This is a genomic window from Sorangium sp. So ce836 (assembly GCF_028553905.1).
In the GTDB taxonomy this organism is placed as follows: domain Bacteria; phylum Myxococcota_A; class Polyangia; order Polyangiales; family Polyangiaceae; genus Sorangium; species Sorangium cellulosum_D.
On sequence record NZ_CP102233.1, the window covers coordinates 12,376,262 to 12,394,343 of the forward strand.

The 18,082-nt window shown below is 70.1% G+C and carries 14 protein-coding genes; 9 read left to right on the forward strand and 5 right to left on the reverse strand.

Translation table 11 applies throughout. The features are described from left to right. Positions 1-140 precede the first annotated feature (140 nt). On the reverse strand, positions 141-2,351 hold the full coding sequence (locus tag NQZ70_RS45200; protein ID WP_129579761.1) for a M12 family metallopeptidase: 2,211 nt from the start codon (positions 2,349-2,351) through the stop codon (positions 141-143). Between the two features lie 609 nt (positions 2,352-2,960). Here NQZ70_RS45200 and NQZ70_RS45205 point away from each other — a divergent pair. Continuing rightward, complete coding sequence (locus NQZ70_RS45205; protein ID WP_207217643.1) at positions 2,961-3,155, forward strand: hypothetical protein; 195 nt, start codon at positions 2,961-2,963, stop codon at positions 3,153-3,155. Between the two features lie 19 nt (positions 3,156-3,174). On the opposite strand, the gene NQZ70_RS45210 is transcribed toward NQZ70_RS45205, so the two are convergent. Then, positions 3,175-4,347 carry an SUMF1/EgtB/PvdO family nonheme iron enzyme gene (locus tag NQZ70_RS45210; protein WP_237244641.1) on the reverse strand — a complete coding sequence of 391 codons (1,173 nt, stop codon included), beginning with the start codon at positions 4,345-4,347 and terminating at the stop codon, positions 3,175-3,177. Positions 4,348-4,739: 392 nt separating this feature from the next. On the opposite strand from NQZ70_RS45210, the gene NQZ70_RS45215 reads away from it, so the two are divergent. Together NQZ70_RS45215 and NQZ70_RS45220 are read left to right on the forward strand one after the other, a co-directional pair. Next, positions 4,740-5,825 (forward strand): AAA family ATPase, encoded by a 1,086-nt coding sequence (locus NQZ70_RS45215; protein WP_129579762.1) that lies wholly within the window; start codon positions 4,740-4,742, stop codon positions 5,823-5,825. 10 nt (positions 5,826-5,835) lie between these two features. Continuing rightward, a complete protein-coding gene (locus NQZ70_RS45220) occupies positions 5,836-8,262 on the forward strand; it encodes a DUF5682 family protein (protein ID WP_129579763.1) in 2,427 nt (808 codons plus the stop codon). Between the two features lie 298 nt (positions 8,263-8,560). On the opposite strand, the gene NQZ70_RS45225 is transcribed toward NQZ70_RS45220, so the two are convergent. The 3 genes from NQZ70_RS45225 to NQZ70_RS45235 form a co-directional block, all read right to left on the reverse strand. Further along, complete coding sequence (locus tag NQZ70_RS45225) at positions 8,561-9,481, reverse strand: transposase (RefSeq protein ID WP_129581964.1); 921 nt, start codon at positions 9,479-9,481, stop codon at positions 8,561-8,563. A gap of 359 nt (positions 9,482-9,840) precedes the next feature. Next, positions 9,841-10,761, reverse strand: coding sequence for a hypothetical protein (locus tag NQZ70_RS45230; RefSeq protein WP_237244642.1), 921 nt, complete (start codon positions 10,759-10,761; stop codon positions 9,841-9,843). Between the two features lie 191 nt (positions 10,762-10,952). After that, entirely contained in the window at positions 10,953-11,882 is a 930-nt protein-coding gene (locus tag NQZ70_RS45235) for a LysR family transcriptional regulator (protein ID WP_129579765.1), read from the reverse strand. Positions 11,883-12,037: 155 nt separating this feature from the next. On the opposite strand from NQZ70_RS45235, the gene NQZ70_RS45240 reads away from it, so the two are divergent. From NQZ70_RS45240 to NQZ70_RS45265, 6 genes are all read left to right on the forward strand, one after another. Further along, on the forward strand, positions 12,038-12,358 hold the full coding sequence (locus tag NQZ70_RS45240; RefSeq protein WP_129579766.1) for a putative quinol monooxygenase: 321 nt from the start codon (positions 12,038-12,040) through the stop codon (positions 12,356-12,358). Between the two features lie 920 nt (positions 12,359-13,278). Beyond that, the gene (locus tag NQZ70_RS45245) at positions 13,279-13,515 is read left to right on the forward strand and encodes a hypothetical protein (RefSeq protein WP_129579767.1); all 237 of its coding nucleotides are present in this window, start codon (positions 13,279-13,281) and stop codon (positions 13,513-13,515) included. A gap of 118 nt (positions 13,516-13,633) precedes the next feature. After that, positions 13,634-15,097, forward strand: a complete 1,464-nt coding sequence (locus NQZ70_RS45250; RefSeq protein ID WP_129579768.1) for a sensor histidine kinase — start codon at positions 13,634-13,636, stop codon at positions 15,095-15,097. Continuing rightward, positions 15,094-16,479: a sigma-54 dependent transcriptional regulator gene (locus NQZ70_RS45255; RefSeq protein ID WP_129579769.1), complete on the forward strand. Its 1,386-nt coding sequence runs from the start codon at positions 15,094-15,096 to the stop codon at positions 16,477-16,479. The genes NQZ70_RS45250 and NQZ70_RS45255 overlap by 4 nt, the downstream gene beginning before the upstream one ends. Positions 16,480-16,709: 230 nt before the next feature. Next, positions 16,710-17,378: a UPF0158 family protein gene (locus NQZ70_RS45260; RefSeq protein ID WP_129579770.1), complete on the forward strand. Its 669-nt coding sequence runs from the start codon at positions 16,710-16,712 to the stop codon at positions 17,376-17,378. A gap of 110 nt (positions 17,379-17,488) precedes the next feature. Then, a complete protein-coding gene (locus NQZ70_RS45265; protein WP_165374486.1) occupies positions 17,489-18,037 on the forward strand; it encodes an OmpA family protein in 549 nt (182 codons plus the stop codon). The last annotated feature ends 45 nt before the right edge of the window (positions 18,038-18,082 follow it).

The window sequence follows — 18,082 nt, forward strand, 5'->3', positions numbered from 1 at the left end:
CAGCCTCGTCGAGGAGCACCCTTCCGCTTCGGTCGCGGTCCTCTGGCGAGAAGCGGCCTCGCGGCTCGCGGATGACGGGGACGATCCATCAACCGCGTCGCGAGGCCGCGTGTGTCAGACCTTACAGCCAGCGCATGTCATCAGTACTTGTCTTTGCCCTCGAGCCCAACGGTGTTCTTGCCGAAGAAGAGGCTGATGCCCCGGCCTTGCGACCCTGGGCTGCCGACCACCACGTCGGGGATGTGCCCGGCCGGGTTGTTCTTGAAATCATCGCTGGTCACGAGGCTGTCGCCGAGGCCGTTGATGCTGCCTGCGGCGAGCGCGTAGCCGAAGTTGCTGTTAACTTTGTTGGTCTCGTCCGGGATGTTGCTCTGCCGCAAGAACTGGAACGACTGGAGGCCGACGCCCGAGCGGCGGAAGACCGAGATGCTCCCCTCATCGCTGTTCTCCCCGGGGGCGCCGATCATGAGCTCGTCGTGCGGCGTCGACGGGTCCACGTTGGCCACCGCCAGCGCGAAGCCGAATTCGTCCCCCGCCTCGGGCGTCTCGTTCTGCTGGATCGTCTGCGAGCGGTAGAAGGCATGCGGATCGCTCGCGAACGCCTGTTGCTGGTAGATGTACACCTCGCCGGCGCTGCTCCGCGTCTTCGGTGCGCCGATGACGATGTTGATGCCATCGTCGCCGGTGGTCGGGTCTCCGCGGAGATTGCCGATGGCGAGCGACGCGCCGAAGGCGCGCGTGTCGGTGGTGGGGGCGGCCAGGCTTTGCGAGAGGCTGACCATCGGCGCCGATGCGGAGCTGAACACGCCCGGGGGGTTGGCGAAGAAGATATCGACCTTGCCGCGATCGGTGTTGGCGGCGGGCGAGCCGACGACGAGATCGACCCTGGTGCTCGTCTCGAGGCTTCCCATGGCGAGCGCGCTGCCGAACTTGTCTCCGACGGCCGATCCTGCGATTTTGTGCGTCCAGCGCCGAGACGTGTCGCCCTGCTGGCCGTACAAGAACACGGCCCCGCGGTTCGAGTCCGTGCCCGGCGCGCCGATGGCCACGGTCAGGCCCCAGTCCGGCTCGGGGTTGCCCGCCGAGTCGAGCGGCCTGGCGATGCGGCCCAGAGCGACGGACTCGCCGAACCGGGCGTTGGCGCGCACGACGTCGGCGCCTTGGGTCTTCTGGGTGTACGTGCGCCAGGCTTTCAGCTTGCCGAACCCATCGGAGCGCACCACGGCGACCGCCCCCGAGTCCACAACGCCATCGGTGTCATGGTAAGGCGCACCGATGACGAGCTCCGCCGTGTTCATGCTGTCGCCGTCGATGTTCGCCGCAGCCAGCGACCACCCGAAGTGATCGAATGACGTGGAGCTCCAGCCGACGTCGGCCTGGGTGATGGTCTGCCAGGCATAAAGTCCCCGGCTCGTGCCCTTGTAGACACGGACTTCGCCTGTGTATGAGACGCTTCCCGGTGTCCTGCTCGGCACGCCGACCGCGACGTCGGAGTAGCCGTCGCCGTCGAAATCGCCGACGGCGACCGACGCACCCACGGTGTCCGTGACGAGCGCCGCGTCAAACGGCTTGGAGTACATGTAGTAAATTGAATTGACGTCCTCGCGAGACATTATGCCGCCGCCGAAGATCGGAGCACCGTTCTTCCTCGTCACCGTGGCGCAAAGGGTGCCGCCGAAGGGGTTCGGTATCGTGCACGAGCTCGGCGCATTGCTGGCGCACCACGTCCCCGTGGTGTAATGCATGATGCTCTCGAAATCGTAGACGCCCGACGTGATGGAGTCGTCGTTGCCGATGATGGCGTAGTCTGGGTACCAGTGGTCTCCGTCGATGCACGCGCCGCGGACGGTGACGTACGTGTTGCGATCCACGCGCTGCTGCTCGTGGTGCAGGCCGATCGCGTGCAGGACCTCGTGGGTCACGGTAGTCTCGCTCGGCGTGCTGAAGAACGTGACGTCCTGCGAGCCGCCATCCATGCCGACCTCTTCGGAGCTACCCCCAGTGCTGCCGGTATCTCGGCGGAAGTTGATGTAGTTGTACACGCCCCCTGGATCCGTCCACGGAAGGAAGACGATGGGCAATCGCTTGCTCATCTTGTCGAGGGCGGCCAGCACCGCAGTTTTCGCGGGGCTGTCCATGCTGGAGTCGAAGCGATAGAAGACCTTGCCTTCATACCAGAATCGATCGCCGCCGATGCGCACGAGCGCCTCGCTCGAGCTTCCGATCGGATCGAGGGTCGACGACTCGTCGGCTTCGCTCTCGTCGTACGCGACATCCGCGGCACACGCAGACGCCATGCATGCGGCGGCGATGAGCGGCAAGGCGGTGAACGCGCGATTGGCTTTGAGCATGGATAAGTCCTTTTCGATGAAGTGAAATGGCAATGGCAGGTTCGACCTGCCGCTCGCGTGATCTCGGGCGCTTGATGCACGGCGCGAGGTGTCTACGCAGGCGCGTGAGCGTCCTGTCGACCGTCTCGCGGGTGATGCGAGGACGTACAATCAAACGCCGTGCCAACGCCTCCGTCGGAGGTGCGCGGAGATCCGGCGCTTCGCGCCGACGGTCGCCAAGCGAGATGTTCATGGTCCGCCCGAGGGACCGTTGGCCGCGATGCAACTGCGCTTTGAGCGCGGATTCGTGGGCAGCGCGCACACGCCAGCGTCGCTGCGCGCCGCAGCAGCGCGCAGGCGATCTTGGTGTGCTCCGTCACGCTTAGGGCGCCGAGCTTCCTCCGTTACGAGAGGGGAGTCGTCACGCTGATCCGTGACATGCCACGGCCGCATGTCACGCTGATCCGTGACATGTCACGGTGGGTCGTCACGGGGCCGCAGGGGCGGCGGGCGCTCTGGAGGGCGGCGTCGAGCACGCGCAGAGCTGGCCATCGGTGCGACACCGCACCACCGCGCACGAGAGGCGGGCCAGAGGGGCCAGCGTCTGCCGCCCGGGTGTTGACTCGGCTCATGTACCGATGTGGCTTATGCGCGACCTGCGGCGCCCTTGCGCTCGCGACGCTCTACATCATCGGCTGCGGTCTGGTCGGCTACTTCGCCGGCGCCGTGTCCGCGCGCCCGCGGGCGCTCACCGGCGTGTACCGGACGAGCGGCGCGATGATGATCGGCATGGGCGTCAAGCTCGCCTTCGAGCGGCGCACCTGAGCGCTCCACATCTGCTCTCTCACTCCGCGGGTGGCGGGGTCCTCGCGCACCGGACCCCGAACCCGGATTCGCGACCCGGGCTTCGGTAGATACCGGTCCACGCCGCCCGCTGGAATACCTCGCTCTGCTGATAGTTCCCGCCGTGGGTTATCAGGTAAGCGCCCGTCGACGGCCTCTCCAGAATGGCACAGTCGACGCACGGAACCGGGAGCTCGCCCGACCAGTCCCGCGTGAATTCCGCCAGGCCTCCGCTGAGATCCTGGTGTCCCCATCGCCCAGCTCCCGCCGGCTTCGATCCGACAGGGAGGATGTCGCTCAACGCGCACTCGCGCGCGGGGCTCCCATCCCCGAGGCAGTCGTAGCTCGCGTAGCTCGGATCCAGCCCCTGGCCCCACGGGTATTCCCGCTCCTCGTCGCCGCCGACGGCCGCATAGATCAGCTCCGCGGTTGTGGGGAGACGCCCCCCGTCCCACACGCAGAACGCGAATGCCTCTGGCCACGTGATGCAGTTCATCGGCAGGTCCTCGTTGGGCCCGGCCGCATCGGTCCACGTCGCCTGCGCAGACTCCACGCCAGACTCCGAACCGCAGCGGAGCGCGGCCTTGAGCGCCGCGGTGTCCTCTTTGAACCAGCCGTTCCAGTCGGCAGACCAGCCGCTCCCCGGGATCTTCGGGTGCTGCCCCGCGTCGACCTCGGGTGCGCTCGCCCGCGTCCCCTGTCCCGCCTCGACGAACGCGCGAAACCGCCCCACCGTCACCTCGTACGTGTCCAGGAGAAAGCTGCTCACCGTTCTCTGCCGGACCGTGCCGCCCGGAACAAACCTGCTGTCGCAGCAGCTGATGCGCTCGTCTCCACACGGCGCCTCCATCGCCAGCTCTCCTGAGCCGCAGCTCCGAGGTGCAGCCAGCGTCCCGGCGCCCGCACCACCCGTGCCGGCCCCACCGCCGCCCGTCGCGTCCACGCCGGCCCCACCGCCTCCCGTCGCATCCGCGACGGCGCCGCCTCCGCCGCCCGTATCTGCCCCGCCGGCGCCGCCTTCGCCGCCCGTATCTGCCCCGCCGGCGCCGCCTCCGCCCTTGCCGGGAGGGTCGTGTCCCGGATCGGCGCCGCAGGCAGCTGCGCAACCGCCGGCGAGAACGACCGCGACGCTCACCTCGACCCACGTGCCTCGTCCACGGCGCTTGCGCCTCATGTTCCGCTGCCTCCCGCCGGCCCTCCCATCGTTGCGCCACCGTCGGTGCAACCTTCGCCGGGTAAAGGCGAGATCCCGTACGAGCAGACGCGGCGTCAAGTCGCGCTCATGGCAAGCACGTTATCGTCTCCGGCACGCGGAGCGCCTCGCCGTGCAGCTCGCGATCCGCTCCACAGCACCTTCTCCGTGCGTCCCGCGGCTCCGTGTCGTCGCATTGACTGGCCAGAGGCGCGCACGGCAGCCCTCAGCGAGGCGCGGTCGGCTGAACCGGAGTCATCGAGAGCACCGCCCGCCCTGGAAGCCCGCCGGGCCCCGCCGGCCCGCCAGGAGAGCGAATCCGCTCGTGTCGTTCTCTCTCTCCGCCCCGTTCTGCGGTAGCCTCTCCCCCGCCCATGAGCGACCTCCGCCAGCCCGCCGAGACCAAGTACGCCCACGAGCTCGCCGCCCTCGCCGCCGAGGACACGGCGCCGAGGCCGCCCGGGTGGCGCCTCTCGCCGAGGGCCGTGGAGACCTACATCCTCGGGAGCGACAAGCCCGTCGGCGGCGTCGCGATCACCCCCAAGTACATCGGCGATCGCGCCCTCGTGCAGGTCGCCCTCGCGACGCTCGCCTCCGACCGCGCCCTCATGCTGGTCGGCGAGCCGGGCACCGCGAAGAGCTGGCTCTCCGAGCACTTCTCGGCGGCCATCAGCGGGACGAGCGCGCTCGTCGTCCAGGGGACCGCAGGCACCAGCGAGGAGCACGTCAAATACGGCTGGAACTACGCGCTGCTCCTCGCCGAAGGGCCGTCGCAGAAGGCGCTCGTGCCGTCGCCCATCCTCCGCGCCATGCGCGACGGGCGGTTCGCGCGCTTCGAGGAGATCACCCGCACCTCGTCCGAGATCCAGGACGCGCTGATCTCCATCCTGTCCGAGAAGCAGATCGCCGTCCCGGAGCTCGACCAGGTGGTCCCCGCCCAGCGCGGCTTCAACCTCATCGCCACCGCGAACACCCGCGACCGCGGCGTCAACGAGATGAGCGCCGCGCTCAAGCGCCGCTTCAACTTCATCACCGTCCCGGTCGTCGACGACCTCGAGCAGGAGATCCGCATCGTGCAGAAGCGCGAGGCCGAGCTCCGCGGCGATTACCAGGTCGGCGTCGAGCCGCCGGCCGAGCTCGCGAAGCTGCTCGTGACGCTGTTCCAGGAGCTCCGCGCCGGCGTCACCAAGGACGGCAAGACCAAGGTGAAGACGCCAGGGTCCGTCCTGTCGACCGCCGAGGCCATCAGCGTGCTCTTCAACAGCGGCATCCTCGCGCAGCACTTCGGCACCGGGAAGGTGACCGCCGACGACCTGTCGCGATCGCTGCTCGGCGCCGTGAGCAAGGAGGGCGGCGACGACCTCAAGGCGGTGCGCGAGTACTGCGAGACCGTCGCCAAGGGGCGCGCCGGGCTCTGGAAGGAGTTCTACGCCTCCGCCAAGAAGCGCCTCGCGCCCTGAAGGAGCCCCGATGGACCTGGCCCGGCTCGCCGCCGTCCACCTCTTCCCGGTGCGCCACCACTCGCCGCGCTCCAGCGCGACGCTGCGCGCCTACCTCGACGAGGTGCGCCCGAAGGCGATCTTCGTCGAGGGCCCGAGCGACGCGACGCCGCTGCTCGAGGCGCTCGTCGACCCGAAGACCGTCCCGCCCGTCGCGATCCTCGGCTACCGCACCGACGGGACGCCCGCGTCGTCGCTGTGGCCGTTCGCCGCCTACTCGCCCGAGTACGTCGCGGTGAAATGGGCCTTCGAGCACGGCGTCCGCGTCGAGCTGATCGACGTCCCCGTCGGCATGACGCTCGCGCCGTTCGAGGGCGCCATGGTCGGCCACGACGACGTCGAGGATCCCGGCGGCCACGAGCGGGAGAGCGACGCGGAGGGCGGCGGGCGCGCGGACGACGGCGGCGGCGGCGAGGACGGCGAGGACGGCGGCGATGCGCCGGCGTCCGCGGAAGGGGAGCAGGAGAGCATCTACGACGCGTGCGCGGACGCGTGCGCGCGGGCCCGGGGCTTCCGCACGTTCGAGGAGTTCTGGGAGGCCTCGTTCGAGGCGCCCCGCTACGACCCGAGGTCGTTCCGCGAGGCGCTCCTCGCGTACGCGGACCTCGCGCGCGGCGACGGGGACCGGCTGGTCCACCGGGCGCGCGACGCGTACATGGCGCGGTGCCTGCTCGAGCGCATGGGGCCGGACCTCGCCCCGCACGAGGTCGCGGCCGTGCTCGGCGCGGCGCACGCGGCGGCGTTCGCGGCGCGCGACGTGGATCCCGCGCTGGAGGCGCGGCTGCCGGCGCCGGTGCCGTGCGCCGTGACGCTCATCCCCTTCAGCTTCCCGCGGCTCTCCGAGCAGCTCGGCTACGGCGCGGGCAACAGGGCGCCGCAGTACTACCAGCGCGCGCACGACGCGGGCGGCGACTTCCGGCGCGCGACGCTCGAGGTGCTGATCGATTTCACCGAGCACCTCCGCCTCCGCGGATTCATGGCCTCGCTCGCCGACACGATCGAGGCGTTCCGCCTCGCGGTCACGCTCGCCGAGCTCCGCGGCAAGGCGGAGCCGGGCCTCGACGAGGTGCGCGAGGCGACGATCGCGACGATGTGCCGCGGCGACGCGACGCACGTGGACGGATTTCTCTGGCCGGCGGTCATCGGGCGCAACGTGGGTCGCGTCGGCAGCGGCATCGGGAAGAACTCGCTCCAGGAGGAGTTCTGGCGCGAGGTGCGCGAGCGCAGGCTCCCCGCCACGGACGCACCCGAGTCGTTCCGGCTGTCGCTCACCAACCAGGTTGAGGTCGGCACGAGCGTGCTCCTGCACCGGCTCCGCATCGCCAAGATCCCCTACGCGGCCTACGCCGGGGCGCGGCGCACCGGCGGCGGGGCGAGGCGGCGCGGCGGCCAGGCAACCCAGGAGACGCCGCCCGACGAGCTGCTCGGGCAGCTCAGCGAGACGTGGGAGGCGCAGTGGACGCCGGCCACCGACGTTGCGCTGGTCGAGAAGATCGTCCTCGGCGACACGCTGGAGCAGGTGGCGACGCGGCTGCTCGAGGAGGACCTCGCGGCGTGCCACACGACCGGCGAGGCCGCCGACGTGCTGCTGAACGGGGTGCTGGCGTCGAGCGCCCGCGCGGTGGCCGCAGCGCTCAGGGCGTGCGACCAGTTCGCCGCGGGCGACAGCGATCTGCCGTCGCTCGCCCGGGCGTGCCGCGCCTTCGCGGGGCTCGCGTCGTTCGGGTCGTCCCGGTCGCTGTCGTCGCTCGGCGACGGGGTGATCGCGCCGATGCTCGAGAAGACGTTCGCGCGCGCGGTGATGCGCGTGCACGGGGGTTGCACGGGCAGCGACGAGGCGGTCGCCACGGCCAAGGAGGCGCTGCGCACGCTGCACGACGTGGCGCTGTCGCAGCCGATCGTCGACCGCGCGGCGTGGCTCGCCGCGGCGCGGGGGCTCGTGGACAGCGACGCGGTGAACCCGACGGCGTCCGGCTTCGCCTGCGGGCTGCTTTACCTGGCGCAGGCGATCGACGACACGGAGGTGGCGCGGGTGGTCGGTCTGCGGCTCGGGGGCGCGGCTCCGCCCGAGCCGGCGGCGTCGTTCCTGGCCGGCTTCCTCGAGGTGAACGCGCTGGTGCTCGTCAAGAGCCGGACCGTGGTTGAGGCGCTCGACGCGTTCCTCGGGGGGATCGCGCCGGAGCGCTTCAAAGACACGTTGCCGATCCTGCGGCGCGCGTTCGCGACGCTCGGCGCGACTGAGCGGCGGTATCTGCTCGAGAACGTGCTCGCGGCGCGCAAGCTCGGAGACAAGGCGCGCGCCGCACAGACCGTGCTCCTGGAGAAGGACCGCGAGAGGCTGAAGGAGATGAGCGAGGACCTCTCCCAGGCGATGGACGAACTGGACGACCTGCTCTAACGGAGGGCGGCAGGGCAACCTGACCCGGGTTACGACCTGTTGAGCAACCTGACCCGGATTGGGCGACCTGACCCGGGTTGCGAGCTGTGTGTGCGATCTGCGCGGGTTGCGGCGATCTGCGGCGACCTCCGACCCAGGCTGCGGGTTGCTGCCCGGTATAACATGTGCACGCCAGGCGCGTGATGCGCGCAGAGCATCCGCCGGCCACCCCCGCCTCACCGACAGGGGCATGGCCGCACCACAACGCGTCAACGCAACGCCGTCCCTGCCCGTCTCGCTGTTGCTCCCGGTCGCCGTTCTACGCCGCAAGCGCCACGTCGTTCACCCGGGCACCGTGGAACGTGCGCATCCACCACGTCCCCACCGGGAATAGGACATTGCGCACGCCAGCACACCACTGTCTAAGCGCCGTGCGGTAGGATACGCGGAACGCACGTATGGCGGCCGTAGCGGTTCGCCAAGCGTCGCCCTGGTTGCGGCCCACGGCGAACGTTGGATTGCGTGCACCGCGCTCCTCGAAGCTCGTGGCTCGCTCGTACGGGGAGATCTCGCTGGCTTGCTCGGCGCCTCCAAAGCGGCGGCCTTGTTGCTCCGCCTCTGCATGGGCCTGAGCTTCCTGGCGCTCAAGCTCGGCCGCGACCTGCTGGCGAAAGGCCTCCGCGTTCTCCTGCTCGATGGTAGGCGGCAGCGCGAGCGGGAGTGTCGCTTGCTCGACCCACTGCGGATTCTTTGGATCGAGATATGCGGACGGGCGCAGCGCGTGCAGCACACCACGACCGAGGTCACCCACATCCACCTTGACGCCCGGCCATTCGCTCGCGTGCCGAACCAGGCCAGCAGCCACAGGGTTCGCGAGCACGTAGGCGATCTTCTCTACCACGGCGGCCTGCGTCACGAGCTGTACTACGCTCGTGGCCTCATGGTCCCATACCGGCCCTTCCCATTGCCGCAGCACCTTGGTGCCCAGTGCGACCAGCCGATGGTAAAATTGCAAGAAGCGCGGCAGCACGCCCTGCACATCGGTCACGACCAAGTGCAGATGTGTTGACATCGCGCAAAGGGCATGAACCTCGATGCCGTAGCGGCGAGCCGATACCGCGAGGGCGTAGACTAACAGCTGGTTGATGGCCGCATCGGGGCGCAACAGGAAGTGCCGACGCATGACCCGGCGGGTGAGTAGGTAGGTCGCCCCTGGAGCGATTTGGCGAGGCTGGCTCATGGCCGAGCGCAGATACAAACGCCGCGCCATGAGTGGGCATGAATCATTTCGAGGACTTGCACCGCTGCATGGGTGGCGGCAGCGGTTTTCCGCCAGTTTCCGCCACTCTGAGTCGGCGCGCGACATAGCCCAACCCATGGGGGCTGCGCCAACCTGGGTCGGGCAGTAGTAGTCGTAGTCGCCAACCTGCGTAGTCGCCAACCTGGGTGGGTAGTCCTCAACCTGGGTCGGGTGGTTGGGTCGGGTGGTTTGGTTGGTGGTTCGTCAGCGCCAACCTGGGTGGGTAGTCCTCAACCTGGGTCGGGTGGTTCGCCAGCGCCAACCTGGGTGGGTAGTCAGTCCGGTCGGGTAGTCCCAGCTCACTCCTCTCGGCCGGCCCGCGACCATCCACCGAGCCTGACCCCCGGCGTTTGCTCCAGAAACGCCCGCACGTCGGGCGGCGGCGACGCCCACGCCGCGAGGCGCGCCGGCGTCCTCTCGACCGGCACCACCGCCGAGCGCGAGTACGAGCTCCACGCCCCATCGCTGCACGCGTAGCAGGCGGATCGCGCGAGCTGCGCCGTCAGCCCGAGCGCCCCCCGCTCGTCGTAGGCTGGCGCGATCTGCACGAGCTCCGGTGCATCCCGCTCCTGCCCTGCGGCCCCTGCGCCGTCCTCGCCCTCGTCGAGCAGCGCCTCGGCCGCGCTCTGCAGCGCGGACACGCCGCGCACCTCGGCGAGCAGATCGACGGCCGCGCGCCGCTCCGCGTCCCACGCCACGAACGCCGCGCCCTCGAAGCCGTGCGCCCCGCACAGGTCGGTGTACGTCCGCTCCTCGATGAACAGATACGGCCCCACGCTCCCGATCAGCGCGGCCGTGTGGTGGATCTCGTTGCTCTCGTCCCCATCGGGCGGCGAGATCACCTCCTGGCGCTCGCCCTTCGCGCGGAGCACGAGCGCCGCGCGGATCGCCGTGCCCTCGCCCGGCTCGCGCATCTCCCCGAGCCCCATCTCGCAGGCCGACGTCGCCACCTGCTCCTCGCGCGTTTCCCAGCGCCACTCCCCTCGCCGGGTCGCCACGACGATCCCAGGCTCCTCGCGGATCACCGCGCCGCCCTCGGCGATATGCCACGTCCGCGGCGCTCCGTCGCCCGCGCTGCCCCAGACCAGGACCACCCCGCCGGGCGCCGCGTTCCCGGCCGCCTGGGCTTCGGCCGTGCGCTGGGCATGCGCGACCGGGATCTCGATCGGAACGGGAGAACCGGGCCGCGACCGGGCGGCACAGCCGGAAGTCAGCGTCACCAGAGCGATCAGCGCAGCGGCTCGCGTGCACGGCATGCCGGCCCGGAGGAGCACGGCCCGTGCCGCAGAGCACGCCCCGAAAAACCCGCGCCGCGCTCGAGGCACGTGTCATCGCAGGCCCACGCCGCGTGGCAGGCCGGCCCCATCACGCCCCGACCTGGACCAGCGCCCGGCGCAGCTCGCGCCGATCCTCAGCCGGACGCGCCCGGGCCCGCGACCGGCTCGCAGGCGACGGCCCTCGCAATGGCGGCGCGAAGCCAGCGGTGCCCTTCATCGCGCTCGGAGCGCTCCGCCCAGACGAGCGTCAGCGCGTAGCCCGCAATCTCGACCGGACACGGCCGCACCACCAGGTCGAGCTTCGAAGCCACGGCTTCGGCGACCCGCGCGGACACGGTGAGCAGCAGGTCGGAGCCGGAGATGATGAACGGAGCGACGAGGAAATGAGACACCGTCAGGGTCACCCGCCGGCGCAGCCCCCGCGCTGCCAGCTCACCATCGATGACCCCGTGATCCTCCCCATGCGGCGAGACCATCAGGTGCTCACAGGCAGCGTAGCGCGCCGCCGTGAGCGGCTTCCGGGACGCCGGGTGGCCTCGCCGCATCACGCAGACGAGCCGCTCGGCCGCGAGCATCGTGGACCGACACCCGTCGGGCACCGGCCCGCCCCGCCCCAGCTTGCCGTCGAGCTCGCCGGAGCGCAGGAGCTCGGCGAAATCCGCCGGGATGTTGCGGCACCGCGCGTCGACCTGCGGCGCCTCCGCGGCGAGGAGCCGGGCCAAGGCCGGCAGCACGAGCAGCTCGAGGTTGTCGGTCGCGACGAGCCGGAACGTGCGCCTGGAGCGCCGCGGATCAAACCGCTCGGCCGGGCTGAAGACCTGCTCGAGACGCTCGACGGCCTCCGCCGCTCTCGGCAAGAGGTCCCGCGCTCGCTCGCTCAACGTCATCCGCCTGCCGACCTGGACGAGCAACGGGTCCCCGAAATGGGCGCGAAGCCGTGAGAGCGCGTGGCTCATCGAGGGCTGCGTCACGCCGACGCGGCGCGCGGCGCGCGTGACGCTCTTCTCCTGGAGCAGAGCATGCAAGGCGACGACGAGGTGGGTGTCCACCGACTGCAGGCGCATGCTCGATGGATAGCACGCCGGTCCATAGACACCATCGATGGCCGGCCGCTCCGACTGTCGATTCGACGGCAGGGCCGCCGTCGCGTATCCCTGCTCTCCGGACGGCGCGCGCCGCCGCACGGAGCGCCCCCGGCCACCCGACCCAGGGAGCTGCCATGATCATCGAGTACATTCGCTACGCCATCCCCGCGGACCAAGAGCAGGCGTTCCTGTCCGCTTATCGCGACGCAGCCGCGGAGCTGCGCGGCTCCGAGCATTGCCTCGACTACGAGATCTCCCGGTGCATCGAGGATCCGGCGAGCTTCGTCGTCCGCATCCGCTGGGACTCGCTGGAGGGCCACCTCCAGGGGTTTCGCAAGGCGGCGTCGTTCCCGTCCTTCTTCGCCAAGGTGAAGCCGTTCTATGAGCGCATCCAGGAGATGAGACACTACGCCTCGACCGACATCGCGGGCGCGGGGGGCGGCGCCAGCGGCTGATCGAACGCGCGTGCGATGGGAGCCCTCCTGGCTTCGCGCGGGCCATCGTGCGATGCTCCCAGGATGACGCGGAAGATCGCATCGATCCGGACGCTCGATCTCGGACGCTCCCTCTCGCTGCTCCTGTTCCTCGTCCACTGCACGAGCACGCCGAGCCCGACCCCCTCGGCCGCAGCCCCGGGCGCACCGACCGGTCGAGCGCCTGATTCGAACGCCGGGCGAGAGCCCAGCGCCGCGCCGACCGGTCGAGAGCATGCTTCGAATGCCGAGCGAGAGCCCGGCCATGAGCCGACGCACGGGCCCGAGCCGGCGGACGGCCCCGAGCCAACACCGGCACCCACGTCCGACCACGGGCCGGCGCCCGGCACCGAGTCCGCGGCCAGCAGCGCGCCGGCATCCGAGCCCGACCGGAGCCCTGCTTCCGGTCATGCGCCCAGCGCGCATCCCAAACCGCCCAGCAAGCCCGCGCGATGCGCCGCTCCGGCCCATCCCGCTCAGATCTTCGACGACTGCGGCGCCAACGAGGTCTTCGCCGACGGCTGCTGTTATCCGAGCTTCGAAGCGGCCTGCGCGGGTCTCGGCTGCTCTTCGCGGACCTGCATGCGCTTGAAGTCCATCCCGCTGCAGGCCCGATGCAATCCTTGAAGGGAGAATTGCCGCACGGCGGCGCTGGAGAGCGCGCGAGCAGAGGCGACATGCAAGGCTGCGCTGAGAGGGAAGCGGTACGTCCGTCCAGGTTCACCAAGCGAGAGCGACGCCTGGCCGGCACGCCGGACGCGGGAAGGACATGAACGATGATCTCCACGCCCCCGGAAACCCCGAACGCACTCAGCCCTCACCGACGACCATCCCCGCGACGACAGCCCAGGCGCGCGTCGCCCTGGGCACGCGGCCCCGGCGCGGCGCTCCTCGCGCTCCTCGTGGCCGCCGTCGCGCTCGCGGCCTGCTCCAGGGGCGCCGGTGCGCCGAAGCGCCGCGAGGCAGCGCCGGAGCGCGACAGCGCCTGCACGGATCCGGAGAAGCCCAGGGCGTACTTCTATCCCGCGGAGAACCGGACGGACTACGCGCCCGACGACCCCTGGAAAGACGGCTGCGCCATGCTGGTGCCCGATCACCTGTTCTGCTGCCCGGAAAAGGTACCTGAGAAGCCGAGGTGAGATCACACACCAGAGCCGTCCACCGCGGCTCCCTGGTGTTGCAAAATGCGGCATGTCGTAATTTGCGGCGACCTCGTGCGGGTAGCCCGCCGCGCACCACCTGCGCTACGCCGTCGGCATGAAGCTGGCGCGCAAGCTGACGCTCGCCCTCGTGTTCGGGGTCTTCCTCGTGCTCGCGCTGAGCGCCTACGTCCAGATCCGCAGAGAGGCCAGGATCTTCGAGAACGACGTGCAGCGGGACCACCACGCGATGGGCCGCGTGCTGGCCACCGCCGTGACGGAGGTGTGGCGCTCCGAAGGGCAGGCTCGCGCGCTGCGCCTGGTCGACGACGCCAACGAACGCGAGCGACAGGTGGACATCCGGTGGGTCTGGCTCGACGAGCAGGCGAGCGAGGCGCATCAGTCAGGACTGGCGCCGGCGCTGCTCGTCCCCGTCTCGATGGGGCAAACGGTCGTGCACAGGATCCCCCGCGAGGACGCGGACGTGCTCGTCACCTGCATGCCCGTGCCGGTGCCCGGCGGCCGCGTCGGCGCGCTGCAGCTCTCCGAATCGCTGGCGGGCGCGCGCCGGACCATCCGGAGCATGATCCTGAGCACGACCCTCACCACAGCCGCGCTGACGCTGGTATGCGGGTTGCTAACCACGTCCCTCGGAGTCGGGCTGGTTGGACGTCCCATGCGAACGCTGATCGATCAAGCGCGGCGGATCGGCGCGGGTGACCTCTCCCGGCGTCTGTCGCTGCACCAGAAGGATGAGATCGGCGAGCTCGGGCGGGAGATGAACGCGATGTGCGATCGCCTCGCTGCGGCGAACCAGAAGCTCGAGTCCGAGGCGGTCGCGCGGCTCGCCGCGCTCCAGCAGCTCCGCCACGCCGAGCGGCTCGCCACGGTCGGCAAGCTCGCCTCCGGGATCGCACACGAGCTCGGCGCGCCTCTCCAGGTCGTCGCGGGGCGCGCACGCATGCTGGTGGACGGTGACGTCACGGGAGACGAGGTGCCGACCAACGGACAGGTCATCCTCGAGCAGGCGCAGCGGATGACCCAGATCATCCGCCAGCTGCTCGATTTCGCCCGGCGCCGCAGCGCGGAGAAGCAGGAGACCTCGCTGGGGAGCGTGCTCCGCAGCACCTTCACGATGCTGAGGCCACTGGCGGAGAAGCAGGGCGTCACGATCGTTCGGGAAGGAGACACGTCGGAGCTGTTCGTCCACGCGGATGCCGACCAGCTCCAGCAGGCGCTCACGAACGTGGTGGTCAACGCCATCCAGGCCATGCCGGCCGGCGGCACGCTGATGGTCGGAGTCCGGGCAGAACGCGCCAGTCCCCCCGCCGACCAGGGAGGTGGGGCAGCGGGGGATTACGTCGCGCTGTCCGTTCGTGACGAGGGAGAAGGCATGCCGGCCGGCATCCTCGAGCACATCTTCGAGCCGTTCTTCACGACAAAACCCGTGGGCGAGGGGACGGGGCTCGGCCTGTCGGTCACCTACGGGATCGTCAAGGAGCACGGCGGCTGGATCCATGTCGATAGCCGAGTGGGCTCGGGGAGCTGCTTCACGATGTTCCTGCCACAGTGGAAGCCATGACGGGGCGCGTCCTGATCGTCGACGACGAGCGCGGCGTCTGCGAGCTCCTCGACGCCGGGCTCAAGAAGCGTGGATTCCGGACGGCGTGGCGGACATCGGCCGCCGACGCGTTCGAGCTCCTGGGCGTCGAGGACTTCGACGTCGTGGTCACCGACATGACCATGCGCGGCATGAACGGCCTCGAGCTCTGCGAGCGGATCGTCCAGAATCGGCCCGATCTGCCGGTCATCGTCATCACCGCGTTCGGCAGCCTCGACACGGCCACGTCGGCGATCCGCGCCGGCGCATACGATTTCGTGACCAAGCCGTTCGAGCTCGACGCGCTCCGGCTGACCGTCGAGCGCGCCCTGCGCCACCGCGCCCTCCGCGAGGAGGTCCGCCGCCTGCGGCGCGCCGTGGCCGACGCCCGCGGGTACGAGCAGATCCTCAGCAGCAGCCCGGCGATGAGGAGCGTGTTCGATCTGCTCGATCGGGTCGCCGACTCGGACACATCGATCCTCATCACGGGAGAGAGCGGGACCGGCAAAGAGCTCGTCGCCCGTGCCGTCCACCAGCGCAGCCGGCGGAGCGAGGGCGCGTTCGTGGCGGTGAACTGCGCGGCGGTCCCGGACGCCCTCCTCGAGAGCGAGCTCTTCGGCCACGCGCGAGGCGCGTTCACCGACGCCAAGGGCGCGAGGAGCGGCCTGTTCGCGCGAGCTCGCGGCGGGACCTTGTTCCTCGACGAGATCGGCGAGCTGCCGATCGGGCTCCAGCCGAAGCTCCTGCGCGCCGTCCAGGAGCGCGTCGTCCGGCCCGTCGGCGCCGACGAGGAGATCCCGGTGGACGTCCGGCTCATCGCGGCGACGAACCGCGACCTCGAGACGGCGATCGAAGAGCGCCGCTTCCGCGAGGATCTCTATTACCGGATCAACGTGGTCCACGTCGACCTGCCGCCGCTCCGCTCCCGCGGCGGCGACGTGCTGCTGCTCGCGCAGCACTTTCTCGAGCACTTCGCGGCCGTGAAGGCGAGGCCGATCAAGGGGCTCTCGGCACCCGCGGCGGAGAAGCTCATGGCCTACGCGTGGCCCGGCAACGTGCGCGAGCTCCAGAACTGCATCGAGAGGGCGGTCGCGCTCGCGCGGTACGATCACATCACCGTCGACGACCTGCCCGAGAAGATCCGGACCTACGCGCGCTCCCATGTCCTCGTCTCGAGCGACGATCCGACCGAGCTCGTCCCCATGGAGGAGGTCGAGCGACGCTACATCTTGCGCGTCCTGGAGGTGGTCGGCGGGAACAAGAGCCAGGCAGCGCAGATCCTGGGCTTCGACCGGGCGACCTTGTATCGAAAGCTCGAGCGGTACGGCATGCGCGGCGGACGCTCGAGCGATCCGAAGCCGTGATCGTCCGGCCGCCCTGCCGCCGAGCGCGCCCGCGCCGCGCCCTGCCCGACGTGAGCGGCGGTCGCTGAAGGCGACGCGAGGCGCGCGACTCCGCCCCTCGTCGACGTGTTGCACAACGCGACACCCACGGCGGCCAGCGCAGGACGGATGACCCTCGGGCGCGCTGCGCAGCGTGGGCGCGCGCCTCTTGCGTGGGTGGCATGAGAGCTGCCTGCGGACCGGGCGCGAACATGAGCACGACCACGACAGAGTCCGCTGCTGCGGGTCGGAGAGTCCCTGTCGACTGGAGCGCGCTCGCGAGCGCCTTCGATAACACCGCTCAGCACATCCGCTATTTTCTCCACCTCGAGACGGGCGCCCTGATCCGGCTGGTCGACGGGCTCGCCGATCCGGACACGCGCGTGCGCGTCGAGGCGGATCCGGCCTGCGTGCGCGTCGAGGCCATCGCTGCGCGCGATCAGTATCGATGGCTGCAGGCGTTCATCCCGACGGTCGACGACATCGAGCTCCAGGTGCTGCTCCTGCAGTGCCTCCAGGGGCCGGGGTCATTTCGGCGGTTCAAGGCCGTGCTCTCTGGCAGGCCGGACCAGCTCCGCCGCTGGCGCGTCTTCCGGACGGAGCGGATCCGTGCTGCCATCCTCGACTGGTTCGACGCCCGCGGCCTCATACCCGCTTCTTTCGAGCGCGCCTTGCCCGGCGCCGGCGCTGAGTCGATGCGATCTCGCGCCGTCGACTCGGCTCGCCGGCAGCTCCACGCGATGACGAGCGACCTCGCGCCCGGCGATCTCCACGCGCTCACGGCGCTCGCGGAGTTCCTGCGCGCGACGCGCTCCGGCCCTCACGCTCCCGTGGTTTCGTCGAGGAGAGACGCAGAGCGACCCGATGGCCTGGTCCCGTGACGGCGGGCGATGGAGACGCGATCATGAAGAGTATCCATGACAAACAAGATGTGATGATCTGCCCGAGCCCTCGCCGTTGGCTCGTCGCACGGCGCAGCCCGCGGCGCGCCATGAGCCTCCGGCCCTGGGTCGTCGGTGCCTTGCTGACGGGCATGGGCCTGGGCTCGAGCGCCTGCGGCGGCGTCACCGCGTTCGAAGGGGATAGGGCGTTCAGCGTCGTGGGCCGCCCGCCCGCGCCGCCCCCGCCGCCCCCGCCGGAGCGCGTCGTCGTGACCGACGACAAGATCGTCATCAACGAGAAGATCCAGTTCGAGTACGACAAGGCGACGATCCGGACGGAGTCCCACAGCTTGCTGAACGAGGTCGTCGACACGATCAAGGCGCACAAGCACATCAAGAAGATCGCCATCGAGGGTCACGCGAGCGCCGAGGGCTCGGACGACCACAACTTGAAGCTCTCGGATCGCCGCGCGAAGGCCGTGATGAAGTACCTCGTCGACCACGGGATCCCTGCGGGCATGCTCACCGCCCGGGGCCTCGGCACGTCGAGGCCCATCGCGGACAACGACACGGCGGAGGGCCGCGAGAAGAACCGCCGAGTCGAGTTCAACATCGTAGAGCAGGACACCGCGGCGAAGACCGCGAACGCCGGGCAGTGAACGATGATCCGAGGCCGAGCCACGATCGGCGCTCCCCGCGAGGAG

Bases quoted from the DNA above. Each gene is read 5' to 3' on its own strand.
- NQZ70_RS45225 (WP_129581964.1), bottom strand. From the start codon at position 9,481: ATGAGCCAGCCTCGCCAAATCGCTCCAGGGGCGACCTACCTACTCACC.
- NQZ70_RS45255 (WP_129579769.1), top strand. From the start codon at position 15,094: ATGACGGGGCGCGTCCTGATCGTCGACGACGAGCGCGGCGTCTGCGAG.
- NQZ70_RS45250 (WP_129579768.1), top strand. From the start codon at position 13,634: ATGAAGCTGGCGCGCAAGCTGACGCTCGCCCTCGTGTTCGGGGTCTTC.
- NQZ70_RS45260 (WP_129579770.1), top strand. From the start codon at position 16,710: ATGAGCACGACCACGACAGAGTCCGCTGCTGCGGGTCGGAGAGTCCCT.
- NQZ70_RS45235 (WP_129579765.1), bottom strand. From the start codon at position 11,882: ATGCGCCTGCAGTCGGTGGACACCCACCTCGTCGTCGCCTTGCATGCT.
- NQZ70_RS45210 (WP_237244641.1), bottom strand. From the start codon at position 4,347: ATGAGGCGCAAGCGCCGTGGACGAGGCACGTGGGTCGAGGTGAGCGTC.
- NQZ70_RS45265 (WP_165374486.1), top strand. From the start codon at position 17,489: ATGAGCCTCCGGCCCTGGGTCGTCGGTGCCTTGCTGACGGGCATGGGC.
- NQZ70_RS45200 (WP_129579761.1), bottom strand. From the start codon at position 2,351: ATGCTCAAAGCCAATCGCGCGTTCACCGCCTTGCCGCTCATCGCCGCC.
- NQZ70_RS45220 (WP_129579763.1), top strand. From the start codon at position 5,836: ATGGACCTGGCCCGGCTCGCCGCCGTCCACCTCTTCCCGGTGCGCCAC.
- NQZ70_RS45240 (WP_129579766.1), top strand. From the start codon at position 12,038: ATGATCATCGAGTACATTCGCTACGCCATCCCCGCGGACCAAGAGCAG.
- NQZ70_RS45215 (WP_129579762.1), top strand. From the start codon at position 4,740: ATGAGCGACCTCCGCCAGCCCGCCGAGACCAAGTACGCCCACGAGCTC.
- NQZ70_RS45205 (WP_207217643.1), top strand. From the start codon at position 2,961: ATGTACCGATGTGGCTTATGCGCGACCTGCGGCGCCCTTGCGCTCGCG.